We start from the raw sequence: 17,184 nt of genomic DNA on the forward strand, positions 1-17,184 counted from the left end.
ACGTTAACAGAAACGAAAGCCACCCTGATGGGGAAGGTGAATCCGTTTCTTCTTGTAAATAGAGACTACAATTTGAGTGGTAAGCGGGGTGCACAATGAAAATATCCTTATTTGTAACATGCTTAAGCGATGCATTATTCCCACGGGTATCCGAAGCGATGGTCCGGCTGCTTGCCCGTTACGGCGTCAAACTGGAGTTTCCTGATGTACAGACGTGCTGCGGGCAACCTGCCTACAACAGTGGCTATTGGGATGAAGCCCGGACAAGCGCGAAGACCATTCTGGATGCCTTTGAAGACAGCGACTTTGTCGTTTCACCTTCGGGCTCCTGTACTTATATGGTTCATCATTATCCGAACTTGTTTAAAAGTGACCCAGTTTATTTGAAAAAGGCTGAAGATTTACAAAAGAAAACGTATGAATTCTCGCAGTTTCTCGTCAAAGTACTCGGCGTAACAGACATTGGCGCTACTTTCCCGGGCAAGGTGACATATCATCCATCCTGTCACGGCAGCCGGCTACTTGGTGTAAAGGACGAACCGATGGAACTTTTGAAGCAGGTGAAGGGTCTGGAGTTCGTACCGCTGCCATTTGCTGAGGACTGCTGTGGCTTCGGTGGAACGTTCGCAGTCAAAATGGCGGACATTTCAGGAGCCATGGTTACCGAGAAAGTGGATCATGTTATTGAGACCGAGGCATCGGTACTTGTGGGTCTTGATATGGCCTGTTTAATGAATATAGCCGGGAACCTCCGTTACCGAGGGGAGAAGGTCAAAGTAATGCATTTAGCTGAGCTTCTACATGAAGGGGTGAAGGGGGCATGAATACGTCTGAATTGAAAAAAATGAGCGTGAACCAGCGCTCCCGACTGGCACTCAATAACGATTTTCTCCGTAGCGCGGTTCGTTTTACGACGGAGCGGTTGCGGAGTGGGAAACTGCAAGCCTCTGCTGATCATGGAAACTGGGATACGTGGCGGGAACGGGGAAGACAAATCCGGCTGCATACGATAGCTAATTTGGATTATTACTTAAATTTATTTGTCGATAATGCCCGTGCCAACGGAGTGCATGTTCATTTTGCCGATACAGCAGAGGAAGCGGTGGACATATCTCTTCAGATTGCCCAGCGAAAATCGGCTAAATCGGTAGTGAAATCAAAATCAATGGTTTCCGAGGAGCTGCACTTGAACAAAGCTTTGGAATCCATCGGCGTTGAAGCGGTAGAAACGGATCTAGGCGAATATATCATTCAGCTTGCGGATGAAACACCCTCACATATTATTATCCCTGCGATTCACAAGAACCGTTATCAGATCGCAGATCTGTTATCCAAGGAGGCTGGAGAGACGCTTCCGCCGGATACATCGATTCTGGCTGGATTTGTGAGGAACAAACTAAGAGAGAAATTTCTGGATGCCGACATCGGTATGACTGGATGTAATTTTGCCATTGCCGAAACGGGGTCCATGGTCCTGTTCGAGAATGAGGGCAACGCCCGCATGGTGACGACGCTTCCGAAGACACAGATTACGTTAATGGGAATGGAACGAATTATTCCTTCATGGTCTGATCTTGAAGTGATGGCGACACTGCTGCCGCGTTCAGCAACCGGTCAGAAGCTGACAGTTTACATGTCGGGCATTACTGGACCTCGGAGAGAACATGATGGTGATGGGCCGGAAGAAATGCATATCATTATTATCGACAATGGCCGATCACTACAGCTTGGCGATCCGGAGTTCCAGGAGCTGCTGAACTGCATCCGCTGTGGCGCTTGCCTTAACGCTTGTCCGGTCTATAGGCAGATCGGTGGCCACGCTTATGGTGGTACATACAGCGGTCCGATTGGAGCTGTTCTTACGCCTGCCCTGAAGAAGAATGTAGCGGAGTGGGACGATATCGCTAATGCTTCAAGCTTATGCGGTGCTTGTTATGAAGCTTGTCCAGTGAAAATTCCGCTGCATGACATGCTTGTATCCTTGCGCCGGCGCAAGATAGAAGCCGGACGAGGGAATAAGGCTGAGGGTGTGGGGATGAAGGGCTTTGCAGCCGTGATGGGGAATTCCAAGCGCTATCGCTCCGTGATCCGGATCGGAAAGCTCGGACAGAAGCTGGTGGCCCGTGGCGGTGAAATCCGTACGAAAGTCGGTCCGTTAAAAGGATGGAACTCATACCGTGTTACACCAAGCCTACCTAAGGAATCGTTCCGTGACAGATGGCCGACTCTTGAGCAGGAAATTATCCAAGGGGTCAGGGAAATGGATTACGAAATAGAGAACAGGTTGAAGCAGATCATGAACGACCGAAAGAAGGGCGGGGAGACATCATGAGCAAACAGCAAAGTGATCAAGAGTGGCTTGCACAACTGGAAGCACAGTCCAGAAAAAAACAGGAATCATTTATGAAAGGTATTGCCGCCAAGCTGAACAGACCTCGTGTACGGGAAAAACCTGATCATCCCTATAGAGGGGCTCCGGATTTCTGGAATGAATTCAACTGGTCTCTGGATAACCGGATTCATCAGTTCACAATGAATTTTGAAGCTGCGGGTGGGCATGTCGTTCATCTGTCCAATATGGAGCAAGTTAAACAGTTTATCACAGAAAAAGCAAGAGAGATGAGTGCAGGAAGGATTCTGCGGCAAAATCAGGAAATGCTCGATCAACTTGATCTGGGGAGCGCTCTCCCTAATACGGATATTGCGGTCTGGAATGAGAATCGTGAAACCGATTGGCGTTCAAAGGCGGCTGAAGCTGATTTTGGAATCGTTCTCGCGGATTATGCGGCTGCCTATACGGGCTCTATGGTTGTATTGTCCTCGAAGGATAAAGGCCGAGCGGTCAGCTTGCTACCGACGGTCCTAATTGCCATTATACCTGTGGAGCGCCTTAAGACGCGGCTTGGAGAGATACTGGTGAATTTCGACATGGATGGAAGGGGAAATCTTCCGGCAGGCATTCATTTTATCTCAGGACCGAGCAGGTCGGCTGATATTGAGAACGATCTGACCATCGGGGTTCATGGACCGGGTATTGTGTACGCACTCATTGTGGATCATATGTAAACAGAATGAATAATTAAGATTGCCGTTAACCGTTTTTTATTTGTGAAAGCCCCTTTCTTTACCCTGCAATGTTCAGGTGTGAGAAAGGGGCTTTTTTATGAAAAGAAAGCGAAATGTCAGATCAATTAGAGCAGGGTCACTTGCCGTGTCGCGTCAGTTTGGCGAGTTCATCCCACTGCTCTTCAGTTACTTCAGCCAGTTCATTAAACTGACCGGCGCCTTGAAGCCATTCACCGCCATCTATCGTAATAACGTCACCATTTATGTATCCGGCGTAGTCTGAAATAAGATAAGCAGCAAGATTGCTGAGCTCTTCTTTATCTCCCACGCGTGCGAGCGGGATGCGGTCAATCATCTTTTGCTCAAATTCCGGAGTAGGAGACAGTCTGGACCAAGCTCCTTCTGTTGGAAACGGACCGGGTGCAATTGCCACCTGGCGAATGCCGTAAGGTGCCCATTCTACAGCGAGAGAACGGGTTAATGCCAATACTCCGGCTTTTGCAGCCGCCGAAGGGACAACATAACCGGATCCTGTAGAGGCATAGGTTGTGACGATATTTAACATCGTTCCGGAGATCCCTTGCTCAATCCATCGTTTGCCAACTTCCAACGTAGTGTAAAATGTGCCGTGAAGCACGATGTTGAGCACGGCATCCACTGCTCTGGGAGAGAGGCGTTCCGTAGGACTGATGAAATTGCCAGCTGCGTTATTGACCAGCACGTCGATGCCCCCGTAATGCTGTTCTACCTCTTCCACCAGTTCATGCACCTGGGCTGGATCACGAACATCGCAGCTCTTGAAATACACGGCATGCCCGTAACTGCTCATTTCCTCTGCAGCCGCCTTCAGTACGTCTTCACGGCGCCCACAAATGGCGAGCTTCGCACCCAGCTTCAGAAATTTCTCCCCCATGGCCTTTCCCAACCCTGTAGCCCCACCTGTAATCAGCACAACCTTGTCCCTTAACAAATCCTTAGCAAATGGACCCATTGCTCCACACTCCTTCAGATCTGGTTAAATTGCCAAAATACCGATATATCCGAGCGTAACATGTAAAAGTATGGAATGGAATAGTGAGTTATTTGAACTGTTATTTGTCTCCATTTACAGACAAGTATCCTGAATTATCAATTTGTATACAAAACATGTCGAAATCGAGACATGGTGGTTTAATTGTGATCCAACGGGAAGATTCTCTTGAATCATTGATTAGACCAGGTATTTCGATAGGAGCAGAGTTGACCCATTCTTTGTTAGAATCCATTTTTTTCCCCGGTAATCCACCCAATGATGATGCTGTCATTGTAAGTCTTAATCAGATCGTTTCGGCAGCCAATGTTCTTCCACTTTCAGACAGATTTACAGGTGATCAAAAACTTGGCACACGGCATCGTGCTGCTTTAGGCTTAACTGAACGAAGTGATGCCCTCGTACTAGTAGTATCGGACGAAACAGGTAAAGTTTCATTTGCCCTAAACGGAAACCTGTATCCAATTACGACTCATGAGCCTCAATAGAAATTACACTATCAAAGTACTGATTATATACTACGGCTACCTCAGGGAATAAAAATGGAAACGAGTTCGATTCGTATACGTAAATGATATGCCAGTCAACACTTAGCGTTGGCTGGCATATCATTTATTTATATAGCTGTAGGGTAGTATTGACAAAATTATCAATGATCCACATAATTATTATATGTTTATGTTTAAAAAGTACTGAATCTAGATTTTTTTGTCCTATTATTCCTATTTATGATGTATGATTAAAAGAAAGCTAGATTAGTACAATGGAGAGGGGAGTAATCACATGTATGTTATAGGTTCAGCCTGCATAGACGAGAAAGCGGGAGAATGCGTTGACGTATGTCCTGTTGATTGCATTGAAGAAGGAGAGGACCAGTTCTATATTGACCCGGATATTTGTATTTCTTGCGGTGCTTGTGAAGCGGCTTGTCCTGTGACAGCAGTATTTTATATCGATGATTTGCCAGAAGAAGAAAAGCCTTACTATGAGAAGGCTGTGGAATACTACAAAAACAAAAATTAAATCATACGAAAATAACACCCTTCCGAGCAGGTGCGGAGCAATCCGGTCACCATATTGGAAGGGTGTATTTGTCATGCATTTATGAAGAAGATTGAATAATGTGATGAGCCAGATTATCGTAAATGGAGCTGAGTAGATTCGGCTTAGTCGATTCCAGATCATCAGGAACAATTGGAATCTGGGTGAGTAGGGACGTATTCAGCTGGTTCGCCAGCTTTTCCCCGCCACCCTTGCCAAAGATATAATGCTTGGTGCCTGAAGGATCTTCATAATAAGACATGTTCTCCACAACGCCGAGAATACGGTGATTGGTCTGAAGGGCCATTAGTCCCGCACGCTCTGCAACGACTGTTGCTGTGGACTGTGGTGTAGTGACAATAATTTCAGAACATTCAGGTATCATCTGATGAACAGCCAGAGCGATATCACCTGTCCCAGGTGGGAGATCAATGAGCATATAGTCCAGTGGCCCCCACATCACATCATTCAAAAAACTGGACAGCATTCTTCCTAGTCTGGGTCCCCGCCACAGGACAGGGTCGTTACCTTTAACAAAAAATCCGGTTGATATGACTTGAACACCGTCACTTTCTATCGGTGTGGGCCGGCTATTCGTAGGTTCTGGCTTCTCATGTATTCCCATCATATCCGGTATACTGAAACCGTAAATATCTGCGTCAATGATTCCAACTTTCTTTCCGGCCTTCTGCAATGATAGAGCCAGATTCAGTGTAACGGTCGATTTTCCGACGCCGCCTTTTCCGCTGGCTACCGCTATAAATTGGACACCCGCTTTAATCAAAGGACTTACTGGAAAAGAACCCTGTGCCCCCCCTCTATTGGCAGGCTGTTGGCCAGAAGGTTTCATCTCCTGTGCTCGAACAGTTATGCTATGCTTCTCCTCGGCAGAAACTTGCTTGACCCTAATATGTATGTCTGTCATTCCCATTGTGCGCAATAGCCCTTCAATCTGTTTACAGCGTATTTCTGTTATGCCTTGCTCCTGTTCTAGCTCTGTGGTTATTAGAGTCATCGCTGCTTTGTCTTCTTTCAGCATGACATCACGGATTAATCCTATTTGAATCAAGGGAAGCTTCAATTCGGAGTCGAGTATCTTCGTCATTTCACGATCAAATACTTCTCTATTCATAAGTCACCTGTACAAAACTATGACAATGCGGATATCTGAAAGTTGATAAAGAGTTCTGGTAAGCCAACATTCGTAAGTCCCTCCTTAAAACTGATAATCAAGTTCAGTTTAAAGAAAGAGAAAGGGCTAGTCAACAAAGGTGTTCAGTATGCAGCGACAGTATATGACGGCAAAGATCTTCAGGCAGTGATCATTATATATCACTTTCAACTTGTGAAATATTTAGTAAACTGTAATAAATAAGAACAGGAAGTAGGTATCATAAACGGGTTCTCCATTGTACATTTTATTTATATTGCGTTGGGATTAATTATCCAAGCAGTTACATTACTTCCGAGAGTCCAACGAAAATACGAGCGATAAATAGAAAAACGGGTCAATCTGCTGTTAGTTGACATCACTGCAGGGCATGACGGGTGATTAGCGAGATTTGCAGAATAAAATTACAATTTTGTTACTGAATACGATTGACATATCACCTCAAAATATACTACATTATGATAGAGTTACAAAACTTTAATGAATTTGCCGAATTTCGTTTTGAAAACGGGGGAACCGATCTGGGTGAATTATTCTTGAAGTCAAGGGAATATAGGAGACCTTCAACCGAACCCTTAGCTAACTCCGTAGGCACCGAAGGGAGAAAGTGTATTTGAAGAAAGTCGTATTATCTTTACTAGGGTCTGCACTTATTTTTTCCTCTGGCGCCTTTACGGCATACGCTGATCAGACGAAGCTTCAGAGTGAAGTTACACAACTAGTAGGAACTCCTTATAAATGGGGAGGAGCAACTGTAAGCGGTTTCGACTGCTCCGGATTTATTTTGTACATATTTGATAAATATAATCTCGATTTGCCGCGAACTTCGGTATCACAAGCAGAAGCTGGTGTTCACGTGGATCAAGATGATCTTCGGTTGGGAGATTTGGTCTTCTTTAATACAAGTGGCCGCGGTATCTCGCATGCAGGAATCTATATTGGTAATGATGAGTTCGCTCATGCCTCCACTAGCAGAGGAGTAAGAATCAGCAAGCTCTCGGAATCCTACTATAAGAATCGTTATGTAACAGCGCGTCGTGTCATCAGTCAAGAAAATTATGTTCAGATGGTAGGCAGTATGAATTAATATTTCGCAACCAATAGAAGTCCGCGATGAATTCGCGGGCTTTTTGTTGTATGATGTTACTATATGTAGGTAAAGAGTGTTGATCTAATTGTATGAGATTCAACTGGGGGGTTGATTACGAAATGTCGTATTTGTTTACTAAAGAAATTAATGATTGGAACAGCTGGGGAGCTGTTTATCAATCCATCGAGGATTTTAGACCTCTGATTCAGGAGATATTTGTAAGGGAACGATTAATGGGAGCGGAAGATATCTCTCATCTAACACCGGGAACAAATGCCGTCTTCAAAGCAGGATCTTACGTGATCAAAATTTTTGCACCGACTTCGTCTGGAATGAATACGGATCAGGACTATAAAGCTGAACGGTCGGCGATGCAACGAGCGATTGACCAAGGCGTACGCACACCGAATATTGTAGCCGCGTCCAAAATTAATGATAAATATGAATTCAAGTATATCATTATGGATTTTATCGAAGGCCAAAGTGCTGGTGACGCCATAAATGGATTTACGGTTGAGCAAAAGCGTGATTTCGTAGGTAAGCTGCAGGAGGATATGGTAAAGTTGAACACGCTGCCTGACCAAGAAGTGAGTCGTGATGTGATCATTGAGAGAGCAATCCATAATGATCGCTGGAAGGTTGTGTCTCCTGAGTTAAGAAAACAGATTGAGCATTTTCTGAACCATCATGAGCTCGGTACCTGCATACATGTTCATGGAGATCTTACGGGTGACAATGTAATAATTGATTCGAAGGATCAAGTTTATATTATTGATTTTGCTGACAGCTCCGTTGCACCGATAGAATATGAGTATCCTGGGATTGTGTTTGAGTTGTTTCAAAGTGATGTAGAAACTGTCCATGAGTTTATAAAGTGTAGGAATCTGAAATACAGTGAGTTTATTGACCTGCTATTTGCGGGGACGATGCTGCATGACTTTGGTGCGAACTTTGTAAAATCCATTTATGAAAAACATACAGGCAAAGGTATCGGGGAAATGTCTAATATTTCTGAATTTAAGGAGTTGATTCATACCCATCTGATGCCTGACTTCAAGTGTACATAAGCTTAATGAACTCATTGAGGGGGAATAAAGCGTGTTTAAATTTTGGAAAGGCCGGGAGGGAAAGAATAACTCGGTTTCGGAGAGTTCTGCTGCGATCGGGAATAACATCCACGAAGAAACAGAAGAGCAAATCGTAGAACTAAAAGGAAGAAATATTCAACGATTCGTTGCGCCCGTGATTGGTTTGACGGTATTGGATCTGGCGGAGAAAAATGAAGTGGACTGGAATTCTTTTTGCAAAAGAGGGACATGTGCCCGCTGCCGATGTCATGTCAGTGAAGGGTTGGAATATCTATCCCCTCCAAATGAAGCGGAGGAGAAGCGGCTTGATCCAGAGGAGATTGATGAGGGATACCGTCTGGGCTGCCAGACAAAACTGGAGAAAATAGGTGCCATATCCATTAAACATGCACCTTATTTTTAATAGATCATTATTCAATTACAGCCGGAGCCTGAGTAACAGGGCATCCGGTTTTTTTGTATAAACTTCGTGCGGTCTGTCTTCTTTGAAGTGCAGTTGAAATAACGGATGGATTTGATAAAAAATAGCACATTTCACTTTTAATGTTTGCTATGATGTTCATAACTGGAACTTATTAGGCTACCAAAAAGCTATTTGGAGGGGTACATATGAAGAGTAATGAGAACGATATCAAAACAGCTGCGCCAGAAAGTCCGATTCAAAACAAGGTTGGCAGTATTTTTGTTCCTGTACGAGACATTGAGAAATCACGTGAATGGTACTGCACTCTTCTTGGTATCGATCCAGAAAGTTGCAGCATTGTGAACGGTCATCTGTGTCCACTTCCAATGCAAGGTACTGGGGTTATTCTCGATACGATGCCCATGTGGGGCGGCGAGGAGCCGGGCGGAGCACCCCATATTACAACGCCTGCTTTTATGCTACTAACCAATGACCTTGAAGCATCCTACAATTACGCCAAAGTGACTGGTGTAAACCTGGTAACGGATATTGAACACGAGCATTGGTTTGTGATTAAGGACCCAGATGGTAATTTACTGATGGTTTGCAAGGAGTAGTTGATTCTAAAAAGAGCTGTTTATATCTGAAAAAAGCTGTCTCCTGGAGTATTGATCTGGGGGGCAGCTTTATTATATTTTAACGGGTTACCAACAAATCGACGCGATTAAAAACGGCAGTATGGCGGGGGCGCTTGAAAGGTCTGAATTAGACCCTTCAAGCTGACTCCTTGTCTGTTATTTAGTTCTTGTTCGATTGATCATTGCGTTCCTGGTCCCGGAATGAACTCGGTGTTTGTCCTGTAACTTTCTTAAACAGCATGGAAAAGTATTTCTCGTTCCCGTAGCCGACAAGGGAGGCCACTTCGTGCACAGGGCTGTCGGAGTTTGCCAGTAGGCGTTTGGCTTCTTCAATTCTACGAGATATAAGGTAGTTGAAGGGAGAGTCGCCGAGCTCTTTTTTGAACAGATGGGACAAATAGTGCTGACTCACATACAGTGTATCGGCTATGTCCTTAAGGCTGATGCTCTGTGTGTAATTTTTATCAATAAAATGTTTCGTTCGAAGGGCGATTTCGTTCTTCCCTTTAAGTGACTGGAATTGATGCTTCACATCTACAATGCGGTAGATGACCGTAATGAGAGACATAAGCAGGTTTGTACTTAGCGTCTCATATCCCAGTACCTGTGAATCACACTCCTGAAGTATTTCGGATAGATAGCTTTCCACTTTATAGGCATATTTCTCACATGAAATGACTGGATCGACATAAGGAGGAAGCAGCATCCCCTGCGGAACACCATCGATATGAAGGTTGTCCACACCACAGTATATGACCTTAAAAGGTCCCGATGCTCTGGAACGCTCTTCATGAGGTACTCCCGGATTATATATGGCTACATCCCCTTGATGCAGCTCATAGGTTTTGCCGCCGATAATAAACTCTCCGCTTCCTTCGACAATATAAATGATTTCACAATAATCGTGGATCTGCGGAGGCCCGTAGAAAAATTCATCTACAACCTGACCAGCAAAAAGGAGCTCCGGGTTGCGTTTAAAGCTGAATTGGTCACTCTTGCTGTATGGTATTTCGATTTTAGGCAACCTAAGTCCCTCCAAAAATCCAATATAAATTCATTATATAATAATGTTCAGTTTTATTGCTGTCTTGTTGTCAGGAAACAACAATATAGTGGGTTATCGCCTGTCTCAAACCTTATTACAATAAATCTATAATAGTAAATTCTAAGGAGGCAACAAATCATGATTGAAAACGATTACAGATGGAGAGATGGATTTCCGAAGATCGGCATACGGCCGACGATTGACGGTAGAAGAAAGGGGGTTCGCGAATCACTTGAAGACCAAACGATGAATTTGGCAAAGTCGGTTGCGAAGCTGTTATCCGATAGCTTGCGGTATCCGAATGGCGAACCGGTGGAGTGTGTGATCGCCGATACTTGTATCGGTGGTGTAGCAGAAGCAGCAGCGGCAGCAAAAAAATTTAAGAACTCCGAAGTAGGTCTGACCATTACCGTCACTCCTTGCTGGTGTTATGGTACAGAAACGATGGATACGGATCCGACACTTCCGAAGGCGGTATGGGGATTTAACGGAACCGGCAGACCAGGAGCGGTTTATTTGGCAGCTGTGCTGTCAGCCCATGCGCAGAAAGGTCTTCCTGCGTTCGGCATTTACGGTGAGGACGTACAGGATGAAGGAGATAGCGTCATTCCGGATGACGTTCAGGAGAAGCTGCTTCGTTTTGCAGGAAGTGGGCTTTCCGCAGCTTACATCCGTGGAAAATCTTATTTATCGATGGGTTCCGTTTCGATGGGTATTGCCGGTTCTATCGTGAACGACTCGTTCTTCCAGGAGTATCTTGGCATGCGCAACGAATATGTCGATATGAGTGAATTTACTCGCCGACTGGAAGAAGGGATCTATGATCCGGAGGAATATGAGGCGGCGCTAAAATGGGTGAAGGAAAGCTGTAAGGAAGGCAAGGACAACAATCCGGAGCATCTGCAGAGCAGCCGCGAGAGAAAAGACTTGGAATGGGAAACGGTTGTCAAAATGACACTGATCACCCGTGATCTGATGATCGGAAACCCTCGTTTGGTGGAGCTCGGTTTTGCGGAAGAGGCTCAGGGCCATGGAGCAGTTGCCTCCGGCTTCCAAGGGCAGAGACAATGGACAGATCATTCACCTAATGGTGACTTCCTGGAGACGATGCTCAATTCATCGTTTGATTGGAATGGTAAACGTTCCCCTTACATTGTTGCTACCGAGAACGACAGCTTGAATGGTGTGAATATGCTGTTCGGTTATTTGCTGACGAACACTGCGCAAATCTTTGCGGATGTCAGAACGTACTGGAGTCCGGCTTCAGTGGAACGTGTTACGGGATACAAGCTGGAAGGAAAAGCAGAAGGAGGAATTCTTCATCTGATTAACTCCGGTTCTGCGGCTTTAGACGGTACGGGTGAACAGGAGCGAGATGGTAAGCCTGCCATGAAACCTTTCTGGGAAATTACGGACGAGGAAGTTGAAAGAACGTTGAAAGCATCACAATGGAGACCAGCTTCTCTGGAGTATTTCAGAGGTGGAGGCTACTCTACCGACTATTTGACCCGCGGGGGCATGCCTATGACTATGTCACGGCTTAATCTGGTGAAGGGACTCGGTCCGGTGCTGCAAATCGCGGAAGGCTATTCAGTTGATCTGCCTGAGCATGTGCATGATACGCTCGATCAGCGGACGGATCCGACATGGCCGACTACCTGGTTCGTACCGAATTTGACAGGCACAGGTGCATTTACAAGTGTATATGAAGTGATGAATAACTGGGGAGCGAATCATGGTGTGATAAGTTATGGACACATCGGAGCAGACCTGATTACGCTCGCGTCTATTCTCCGCATTCCGGTCAACATGCACAATGTCCCTGCTGATAAGGTGTTCCGTCCAAGAGCATGGGGCATGTTCGGTACAGAGCACTTGGAAAGCGCAGATTTCCGTGCATGTCAAAATTTCGGTCCGCTTTATAAATAAGCTGGAGTTGACGAAAAGGAGTAATCTTATGCAAAACATAGATACACGAAACGAGCTTTGCAAATATGCTCGCAAAATCGTGGATAACGGATTGGTTGTTGGACCAGGTGGAAATATCAGTGCGAGAGCCGGAGATAAGATGTACTTATCTCCGAGCGGCTTCGCGTTAGAGGAAATCGAACCGGAGCAATGGATCGAGGTGGATATTCGAACAGGAGCTATTACGGATATCGGTCTACGACCATCTTCTGAGGTCCTTATGCATCTGTACGGTTACCGGGCGAAACCGGAAATGGGGGCCATGGTTCATACCCATCCATCGCATTGTATAGCTTTTACACTGATTGAGCAGGAACTTCCTATTATGTTTCCTGACCAGGCGGCCCTTGTCGGCAGAACTTCCTACATCCCATATATCATTCCGACAACAGATTTGCTGGCCGATGCAGTAGCTGAGAAAGTGACCGAAGCAAGCTCGATCCTGCTCGGGAACCATGGTTTGGTTACGACAGGGCGCAATCTTCGGGAAGCTTACTACCGTACCCAAGTCGTTGAGGAAAGCGCGAAAATTTATTTGAGCGCCCGTGCAGCTGGTACGCCTAAGCCGTTAAGTGATCAGGAAGTGGACGATATTGCGGCGCTCGAGAGTGAGGATTACCGTATTCAGCTGCTGCAAAAGATGAAGTAATCTTTTCTTGAAGGGTGGCATTTTTGATGAACGATACATCTGCGGTACTGGCATTTGATATGGGGGCAAGCAGCGGCCGGGCGTTAATCGGAGAGATCATCCAGCAGGAAAAGGGACAGCCGGGACTGCTCAAAATTACCGAGATTCACCGTTTCCCCAATACTCCGGTCCAATTCGGAAATCACCTGCACTGGAATATAGCTACGCTTTTTCAGGAAGTGAAGAATGGCATTCAGAAGGCGTTTCAATCCGGGTACACACCGGAAAGTTATGGCATGGACACATGGGGCGTGGACTTTGGGCTTATCGACAGAAATGGAGAGCTCGTAGGCATTCCTTATCATTACCGGGATACGCAAACGATCGGTATGGTGGAGAAGACATGTGCACAGGTTGGTAGAGAGCGTTTATTTGATGAGAGTGGTCTGGCGTTCATGCCGTTTAACACGATTTATCAATTACATGCGATGGTGGAGGACCGTTCTCCGAAGCTGGATATTGCTGATAAGCTGTTGTTAACGCCGGATCTGCTTCATTATTTTCTTACGGGACAGCAGGTATGTGAGTTTACAATGGCAACAACGACACAGTTGTATCACGTGAAGGACAGAAGATGGAACACGCAGCTCATCGAAGAACTGGGTCTTAATCCGTCCATGTTCATAGATCCTGTGGAACCAGGAACGATCATTGGACATCTTCAGGACTTCGTGTGCAAGGAGCTTGATGTTCCAGCTATTCAGGCGGTCGCTGTTGCTTCTCACGATACGGAATCTGCTGTAGTGGCCGTACCTGCGAACTCTCCGATTTTTGCGTATTTGGTGTGCGGTACATGGTCACTTCTCGGTACGGAACTGAGTGAACCTCTTATTCACCCGGATGTACTAGAGCTTGGGTTCTCTAATGAAGGCGGAGCTTACGGAACTTTTCAACTGCTGAAGAACATCATGGGGCTGTGGATTCTGCAGGAATGCAAACGTCAATGGGACCGTGAAGGGGAAGGTTACACTTTCGGTGATCTTGTAGAACTGGCCGAAGGGGCTCAGCATTTCCGTAGCTTCATTGATCCGGATGATCTGCGATTCATGAATCCTCCGGATATGACGACAGCCATCCAGAACTATTGCCGCGAGACGGAACAGCCGGTTCCGCACAGCAAGGGCGATATTGTTCGTTGTATATTGGAGAGTCTTGCCCTCAGATACCGGGAGGTATTGGAGAGAATGGAGAAGCTCACCGGAAACCAGTTCTCAGGGCTGCATATGGTTGGTGGTGGTATCCAAAATGAACTTCTCTGTCAATTTACAGCCAATGCTCTGGGACGACCGGTATGGGCGGGACCCGTTGAGGCCAGCGCCATCGGTAACATGCTTGTCCAATTTATTGCGAACGGTACACTTAAAAGTCGGGAAGAGGGCATAGAACTTGTCAAGAAATCTTTCCCCATAGTGTCGTTTGATCCACACAGTACAGAACAATGGAATGAAGCATTTGCCAAATACAGCGGAATCACCCGCGGTCTGCGTTCAGGCTAATTATGTAATTCTGATGTTATTGCTCCTGCTATGACAATTAAGAGAAGAGGTGCGTAGCGATGTTAAAAGGGATTTCGAACCTGATTTCACCCGAGCTGATCAAAGTATTAATGGAAATGGGTCACGGCGATGAGATTGTATTCGGTGATGGCAATTTCCCGGCAGCAAGCCATGCGCAGCGCCTGATTCGCTGTGATGGACACGGTATACCCGAGCTACTGAGAGCGATTCTGCCATTGTTTCCGCTGGATATATATACCGAGTCTCCTGTTGCCCTGATGGCTGTTACTCCTGGCGATACTGTGGAAACACTAATCTGGGATGAATACAGAAGTATTGTGAGAGAACACCATTCAGAGGAGATCGAGTTAGAAGAGGTTGAACGATTTTTTTTTTATGACCGTGCGAAAAAAGCGTATGCCATTGTTTCAACGGGAGAAAAAGCGCTATACGCTAACGTGATTCTGAAGAAAGGTGTCGTTGTAGAATAATATTCTCGTATTAAGAACCCGCTGATGAAATCGAGGCCACTGAAAAAGTTCACTTTATGCTAAATAGGTGCAGTTCCCCAAAATTTTGAGGAGACTGTACCTATTTTTCTGTATAATTTGTTAAGTAACAATAAAGTTTTTTGATTTACAATAAAGTCGTTTGAAAAATAATAATGTTGTTTAAAAAACGCCAATGAAATATTTCATGCTTTAGCTGGTCCAACAAGAAGAGAAATAATTCAATTGATGACTCAAAAAGAAAAAAACAGTTTCCGAATTAGCAGAGCCTTTTGATATGTCTTTTGGCTGCTATTTCAAAGCATATAAAAGTTCTGGAGAGGGTAAAATTAAGTGATAAGAGTGTAAATGGAAGAATGAATGAGTTATTGAAAGCGAAAAAGGAAGAACACTAGGGTTTACATTTATGTTTTTGGGACTTAAACAGTTAGTTGAAACAGAGAGACAACAACAAAATTTATGTGAAGAAAGGGAAGTTAAATATGAAGAACGTAACGCCATTTTTAATGTTTCAAGGCGGAATTGCAGAAGAAGCTATGAAATACTACACATCACTCATTGAGGATTCAGAAATTAAAAGCATTACTCGATACGGGGCTGAAGGACCCGGTAAAGAAGGTACAGTTATACAAGCTGTATTTTCGTTAAAGGGGCAGGAGTTCATGTGTATCGATAGTTACATTGACCACGAGTTTACGTTTACCCCATCTTTTTCTATCTATCTTACGTGTGATACCGAAGAGGAAATCGACAGCCTTTATAAGAAAATGATGCAAAATGGCACAGCACTCATGCCTATAGATAACTATGGGTTCAGCAAAAAATTCGGATGGCTAAATGATCAGTTTGGCGTATCTTGGCAGTTGAACCTACCAGAGTAATCTAGTTGCAAATGGAGTGTGAGGTAATTCACTATCGGGCGCTATTATGGAATAAAACCTAGATTTTAAACTAATTTATTGTTATGTTTTAAGTTCGGTGAAGTGTTTTTTATCAAAAATTAAACAACTTTATTTTAACCCTGTCCTAATTTTAGGACGGGGTTATACATGTTTAAGGTTTTAAAATTAATTGAAGCAAAGAACAGCGAACTCAAGCACAGGCACGGGTATGATATAGCCACATCCTCGGGTTTATTAGGGATGGAGCTCCAAGGCGATATGGCCATATTTACGGTTAATCTAAAGCGAATATTGAAGCTGATAAAGTAAGAAACAAACCAAACAGGCCTGCTTAGAAAATGAAAAGACGCCCCTCACCCAAAAAAACTGGGAGTGAAGGTCGTCTTTTTATGTTTGCCTCTTAACTGCTCCGAAAAACTACAAGTTCTTCAGTGGCCTCGATGAAATCAGTGGGTTTTTGAAGAGATAATAAAGTATAAACATCGGAGTAAACTGCAACTTTATCCCGTAAGAAAAACTACCGCTAAGTGCGGTATGTCTTCTTGAGGTACATCGATAAACATCATGATACGATTTGCGCAGTGAAGCGATGAGTTTCCAAAATAATAGGAGTACCTGCATGGATATAATCACCTGGAGATTCAATGATCATAGCCTGAGAATTAACCTTGTATATACGGCCTTCCTGGATCATACCGTTAATGAATAGATTGGTATAACTGTTCGGACCAGAGTCCGCTAAGGATACTGCGGTGTTTCCATTATCATCCGTAAATTGATCAGCGTTAATAACGAGGGGAGCATCTAAAACGATATCCGAGTCAAGCTCATAAAAAAATCTTTGTACGTCCGGTAAGATAAATATAGAGGGGATAATCACAACTCCCGGTTTACCTCTGCGCCCTCGAGGTCCTTGATCTCCTTGTGGGCCCTGGAGACCCTGCGGACCTGGGGTCCCTGGGAGACCCGGCGTTCCTTCTAAACCTTGGGGTCCTTGCTGTCCTTTCGGTCCTTCTGGACCCCGAGAACCTTTCGGTCCTTCTGGACCC

17 protein-coding genes, 1 pseudogene and 1 riboswitch are annotated in these 17,184 nt (G+C 44.9%); of the genes and pseudogenes, 14 read left to right on the plus strand and 4 right to left on the minus strand.

The features are described from left to right. Positions 1–95: 95 nt before the first annotated feature. The 3 genes from B9N86_RS10885 to B9N86_RS10895 are packed head-to-tail and all read left to right on the plus strand — an operon-like array spanning position 96 to position 3,066. On the plus strand, positions 96–824 hold the full coding sequence (locus tag B9N86_RS10885; RefSeq protein ID WP_208919243.1) for a (Fe-S)-binding protein: 729 nt from the start codon (positions 96–98) through the stop codon (positions 822–824). Further along, the gene (locus B9N86_RS10890) at positions 821–2,332 is read left to right on the plus strand and encodes a LutB/LldF family L-lactate oxidation iron-sulfur protein (protein ID WP_208919244.1); all 1,512 of its coding nucleotides are present in this window, start codon (positions 821–823) and stop codon (positions 2,330–2,332) included. The genes B9N86_RS10885 and B9N86_RS10890 overlap by 4 nt, the downstream gene beginning before the upstream one ends. Beyond that, entirely contained in the window at positions 2,329–3,066 is a 738-nt protein-coding gene (locus B9N86_RS10895; RefSeq protein ID WP_208919245.1) for a LutC/YkgG family protein, read from the plus strand. The genes B9N86_RS10890 and B9N86_RS10895 overlap by 4 nt, the downstream gene beginning before the upstream one ends. A gap of 136 nt (positions 3,067–3,202) precedes the next feature. Here B9N86_RS10895 and B9N86_RS10900 read toward each other — a convergent pair whose 3' ends face one another. Then, positions 3,203–4,057 (minus strand): SDR family oxidoreductase, encoded by an 855-nt coding sequence (locus B9N86_RS10900; protein ID WP_208919246.1) that lies wholly within the window; start codon positions 4,055–4,057, stop codon positions 3,203–3,205. Positions 4,058–4,146: 89 nt separating this feature from the next. Here B9N86_RS10900 and cdaS point away from each other — a divergent pair. Then, a pseudogene (cdaS, locus tag B9N86_RS10905) lies at positions 4,147–4,584 on the plus strand (sporulation-specific diadenylate cyclase CdaS); the annotation flags it as partial. Between the two features lie 295 nt (positions 4,585–4,879). Continuing rightward, entirely contained in the window at positions 4,880–5,119 is a 240-nt protein-coding gene (locus tag B9N86_RS10910; RefSeq protein WP_208919247.1) for a ferredoxin family protein, read from the plus strand. 79 nt (positions 5,120–5,198) lie between these two features. On the opposite strand, the gene B9N86_RS10915 is transcribed toward B9N86_RS10910, so the two are convergent. After that, entirely contained in the window at positions 5,199–6,269 is a 1,071-nt protein-coding gene (locus B9N86_RS10915; protein ID WP_208919248.1) for an Mrp/NBP35 family ATP-binding protein, read from the minus strand. A gap of 516 nt (positions 6,270–6,785) precedes the next feature. Then, a riboswitch (cyclic di-AMP (ydaO/yuaA leader) is annotated at positions 6,786–6,917 on the plus strand. Between the two features lie 4 nt (positions 6,918–6,921). On the opposite strand from B9N86_RS10915, the gene B9N86_RS10920 reads away from it, so the two are divergent. From B9N86_RS10920 to B9N86_RS10935, 4 genes are all read left to right on the plus strand, one after another. Beyond that, on the plus strand, positions 6,922–7,395 hold the full coding sequence (locus tag B9N86_RS10920) for a C40 family peptidase (protein ID WP_208919249.1): 474 nt from the start codon (positions 6,922–6,924) through the stop codon (positions 7,393–7,395). 92 nt (positions 7,396–7,487) lie between these two features. Continuing rightward, positions 7,488–8,465, plus strand: a complete 978-nt coding sequence (locus tag B9N86_RS10925; protein ID WP_208919250.1) for a phosphotransferase family protein — start codon at positions 7,488–7,490, stop codon at positions 8,463–8,465. A 31-nt stretch (positions 8,466–8,496) separates the two neighbouring features. After that, the gene (locus B9N86_RS10930) at positions 8,497–8,889 is read left to right on the plus strand and encodes a 2Fe-2S iron-sulfur cluster-binding protein (RefSeq protein WP_208919251.1); all 393 of its coding nucleotides are present in this window, start codon (positions 8,497–8,499) and stop codon (positions 8,887–8,889) included. Positions 8,890–9,095: 206 nt separating this feature from the next. Beyond that, a complete protein-coding gene (locus tag B9N86_RS10935) occupies positions 9,096–9,506 on the plus strand; it encodes a VOC family protein (RefSeq protein ID WP_208919252.1) in 411 nt (136 codons plus the stop codon). A gap of 181 nt (positions 9,507–9,687) precedes the next feature. Here the strand turns inward: B9N86_RS10935 and B9N86_RS10940 are convergent, their stop codons facing one another. Further along, entirely contained in the window at positions 9,688–10,551 is an 864-nt protein-coding gene (locus B9N86_RS10940) for an AraC family transcriptional regulator (RefSeq protein WP_208919253.1), read from the minus strand. 159 nt (positions 10,552–10,710) lie between these two features. Between B9N86_RS10940 and B9N86_RS10945 the strand changes: the two genes are divergently transcribed. From B9N86_RS10945 to B9N86_RS10965, 5 genes are all read left to right on the plus strand, one after another. Continuing rightward, positions 10,711–12,501, plus strand: a complete 1,791-nt coding sequence (locus B9N86_RS10945) for an L-fucose isomerase (protein WP_208919254.1) — start codon at positions 10,711–10,713, stop codon at positions 12,499–12,501. Positions 12,502–12,529: 28 nt separating this feature from the next. Further along, the gene (locus B9N86_RS10950) at positions 12,530–13,189 is read left to right on the plus strand and encodes a class II aldolase/adducin family protein (RefSeq protein ID WP_208919255.1); all 660 of its coding nucleotides are present in this window, start codon (positions 12,530–12,532) and stop codon (positions 13,187–13,189) included. A gap of 26 nt (positions 13,190–13,215) precedes the next feature. Then, complete coding sequence (locus B9N86_RS10955; RefSeq protein WP_208919256.1) at positions 13,216–14,724, plus strand: rhamnulokinase; 1,509 nt, start codon at positions 13,216–13,218, stop codon at positions 14,722–14,724. A gap of 59 nt (positions 14,725–14,783) precedes the next feature. Continuing rightward, the gene (fucU, locus tag B9N86_RS10960; protein ID WP_208919257.1) at positions 14,784–15,215 is read left to right on the plus strand and encodes an L-fucose mutarotase; all 432 of its coding nucleotides are present in this window, start codon (positions 14,784–14,786) and stop codon (positions 15,213–15,215) included. A 500-nt stretch (positions 15,216–15,715) separates the two neighbouring features. Continuing rightward, positions 15,716–16,114: a VOC family protein gene (locus B9N86_RS10965; RefSeq protein WP_208919258.1), complete on the plus strand. Its 399-nt coding sequence runs from the start codon at positions 15,716–15,718 to the stop codon at positions 16,112–16,114. A gap of 583 nt (positions 16,115–16,697) precedes the next feature. Here the strand turns inward: B9N86_RS10965 and B9N86_RS10970 are convergent. Next, on the minus strand, positions 16,698–17,184 hold a 487-nt coding region (locus tag B9N86_RS10970), incomplete at its 5' end, for a DUF4183 domain-containing protein (RefSeq protein ID WP_208919259.1).

This window comes from Paenibacillus uliginis N3/975, from assembly GCF_900177425.1.
GTDB classification, from domain to species: Bacteria; Bacillota; Bacilli; order Paenibacillales; family Paenibacillaceae; genus Paenibacillus_AQ; species Paenibacillus_AQ uliginis.

Coding starts and splice junctions, on each gene's coding strand:
- B9N86_RS10885 (WP_208919243.1), top strand. CDS start 96: ATGAAAATATCCTTATTTGTAACATGCTTAAGCGATGCATTATTCCCA.
- B9N86_RS10890 (WP_208919244.1), top strand. CDS start 821: ATGAATACGTCTGAATTGAAAAAAATGAGCGTGAACCAGCGCTCCCGA.
- B9N86_RS10895 (WP_208919245.1), top strand. CDS start 2,329: ATGAGCAAACAGCAAAGTGATCAAGAGTGGCTTGCACAACTGGAAGCA.
- B9N86_RS10900 (WP_208919246.1), bottom strand. CDS start 4,057: ATGGGTCCATTTGCTAAGGATTTGTTAAGGGACAAGGTTGTGCTGATT.
- B9N86_RS10910 (WP_208919247.1), top strand. CDS start 4,880: ATGTATGTTATAGGTTCAGCCTGCATAGACGAGAAAGCGGGAGAATGC.
- B9N86_RS10915 (WP_208919248.1), bottom strand. CDS start 6,269: ATGAATAGAGAAGTATTTGATCGTGAAATGACGAAGATACTCGACTCC.
- B9N86_RS10925 (WP_208919250.1), top strand. CDS start 7,488: ATGAGATTCAACTGGGGGGTTGATTACGAAATGTCGTATTTGTTTACT.
- B9N86_RS10935 (WP_208919252.1), top strand. CDS start 9,096: ATGAAGAGTAATGAGAACGATATCAAAACAGCTGCGCCAGAAAGTCCG.
- B9N86_RS10945 (WP_208919254.1), top strand. CDS start 10,711: ATGATTGAAAACGATTACAGATGGAGAGATGGATTTCCGAAGATCGGC.
- B9N86_RS10950 (WP_208919255.1), top strand. CDS start 12,530: ATGCAAAACATAGATACACGAAACGAGCTTTGCAAATATGCTCGCAAA.
- B9N86_RS10955 (WP_208919256.1), top strand. CDS start 13,216: ATGAACGATACATCTGCGGTACTGGCATTTGATATGGGGGCAAGCAGC.
- fucU (WP_208919257.1), top strand. CDS start 14,784: ATGTTAAAAGGGATTTCGAACCTGATTTCACCCGAGCTGATCAAAGTA.
- B9N86_RS10965 (WP_208919258.1), top strand. CDS start 15,716: ATGAAGAACGTAACGCCATTTTTAATGTTTCAAGGCGGAATTGCAGAA.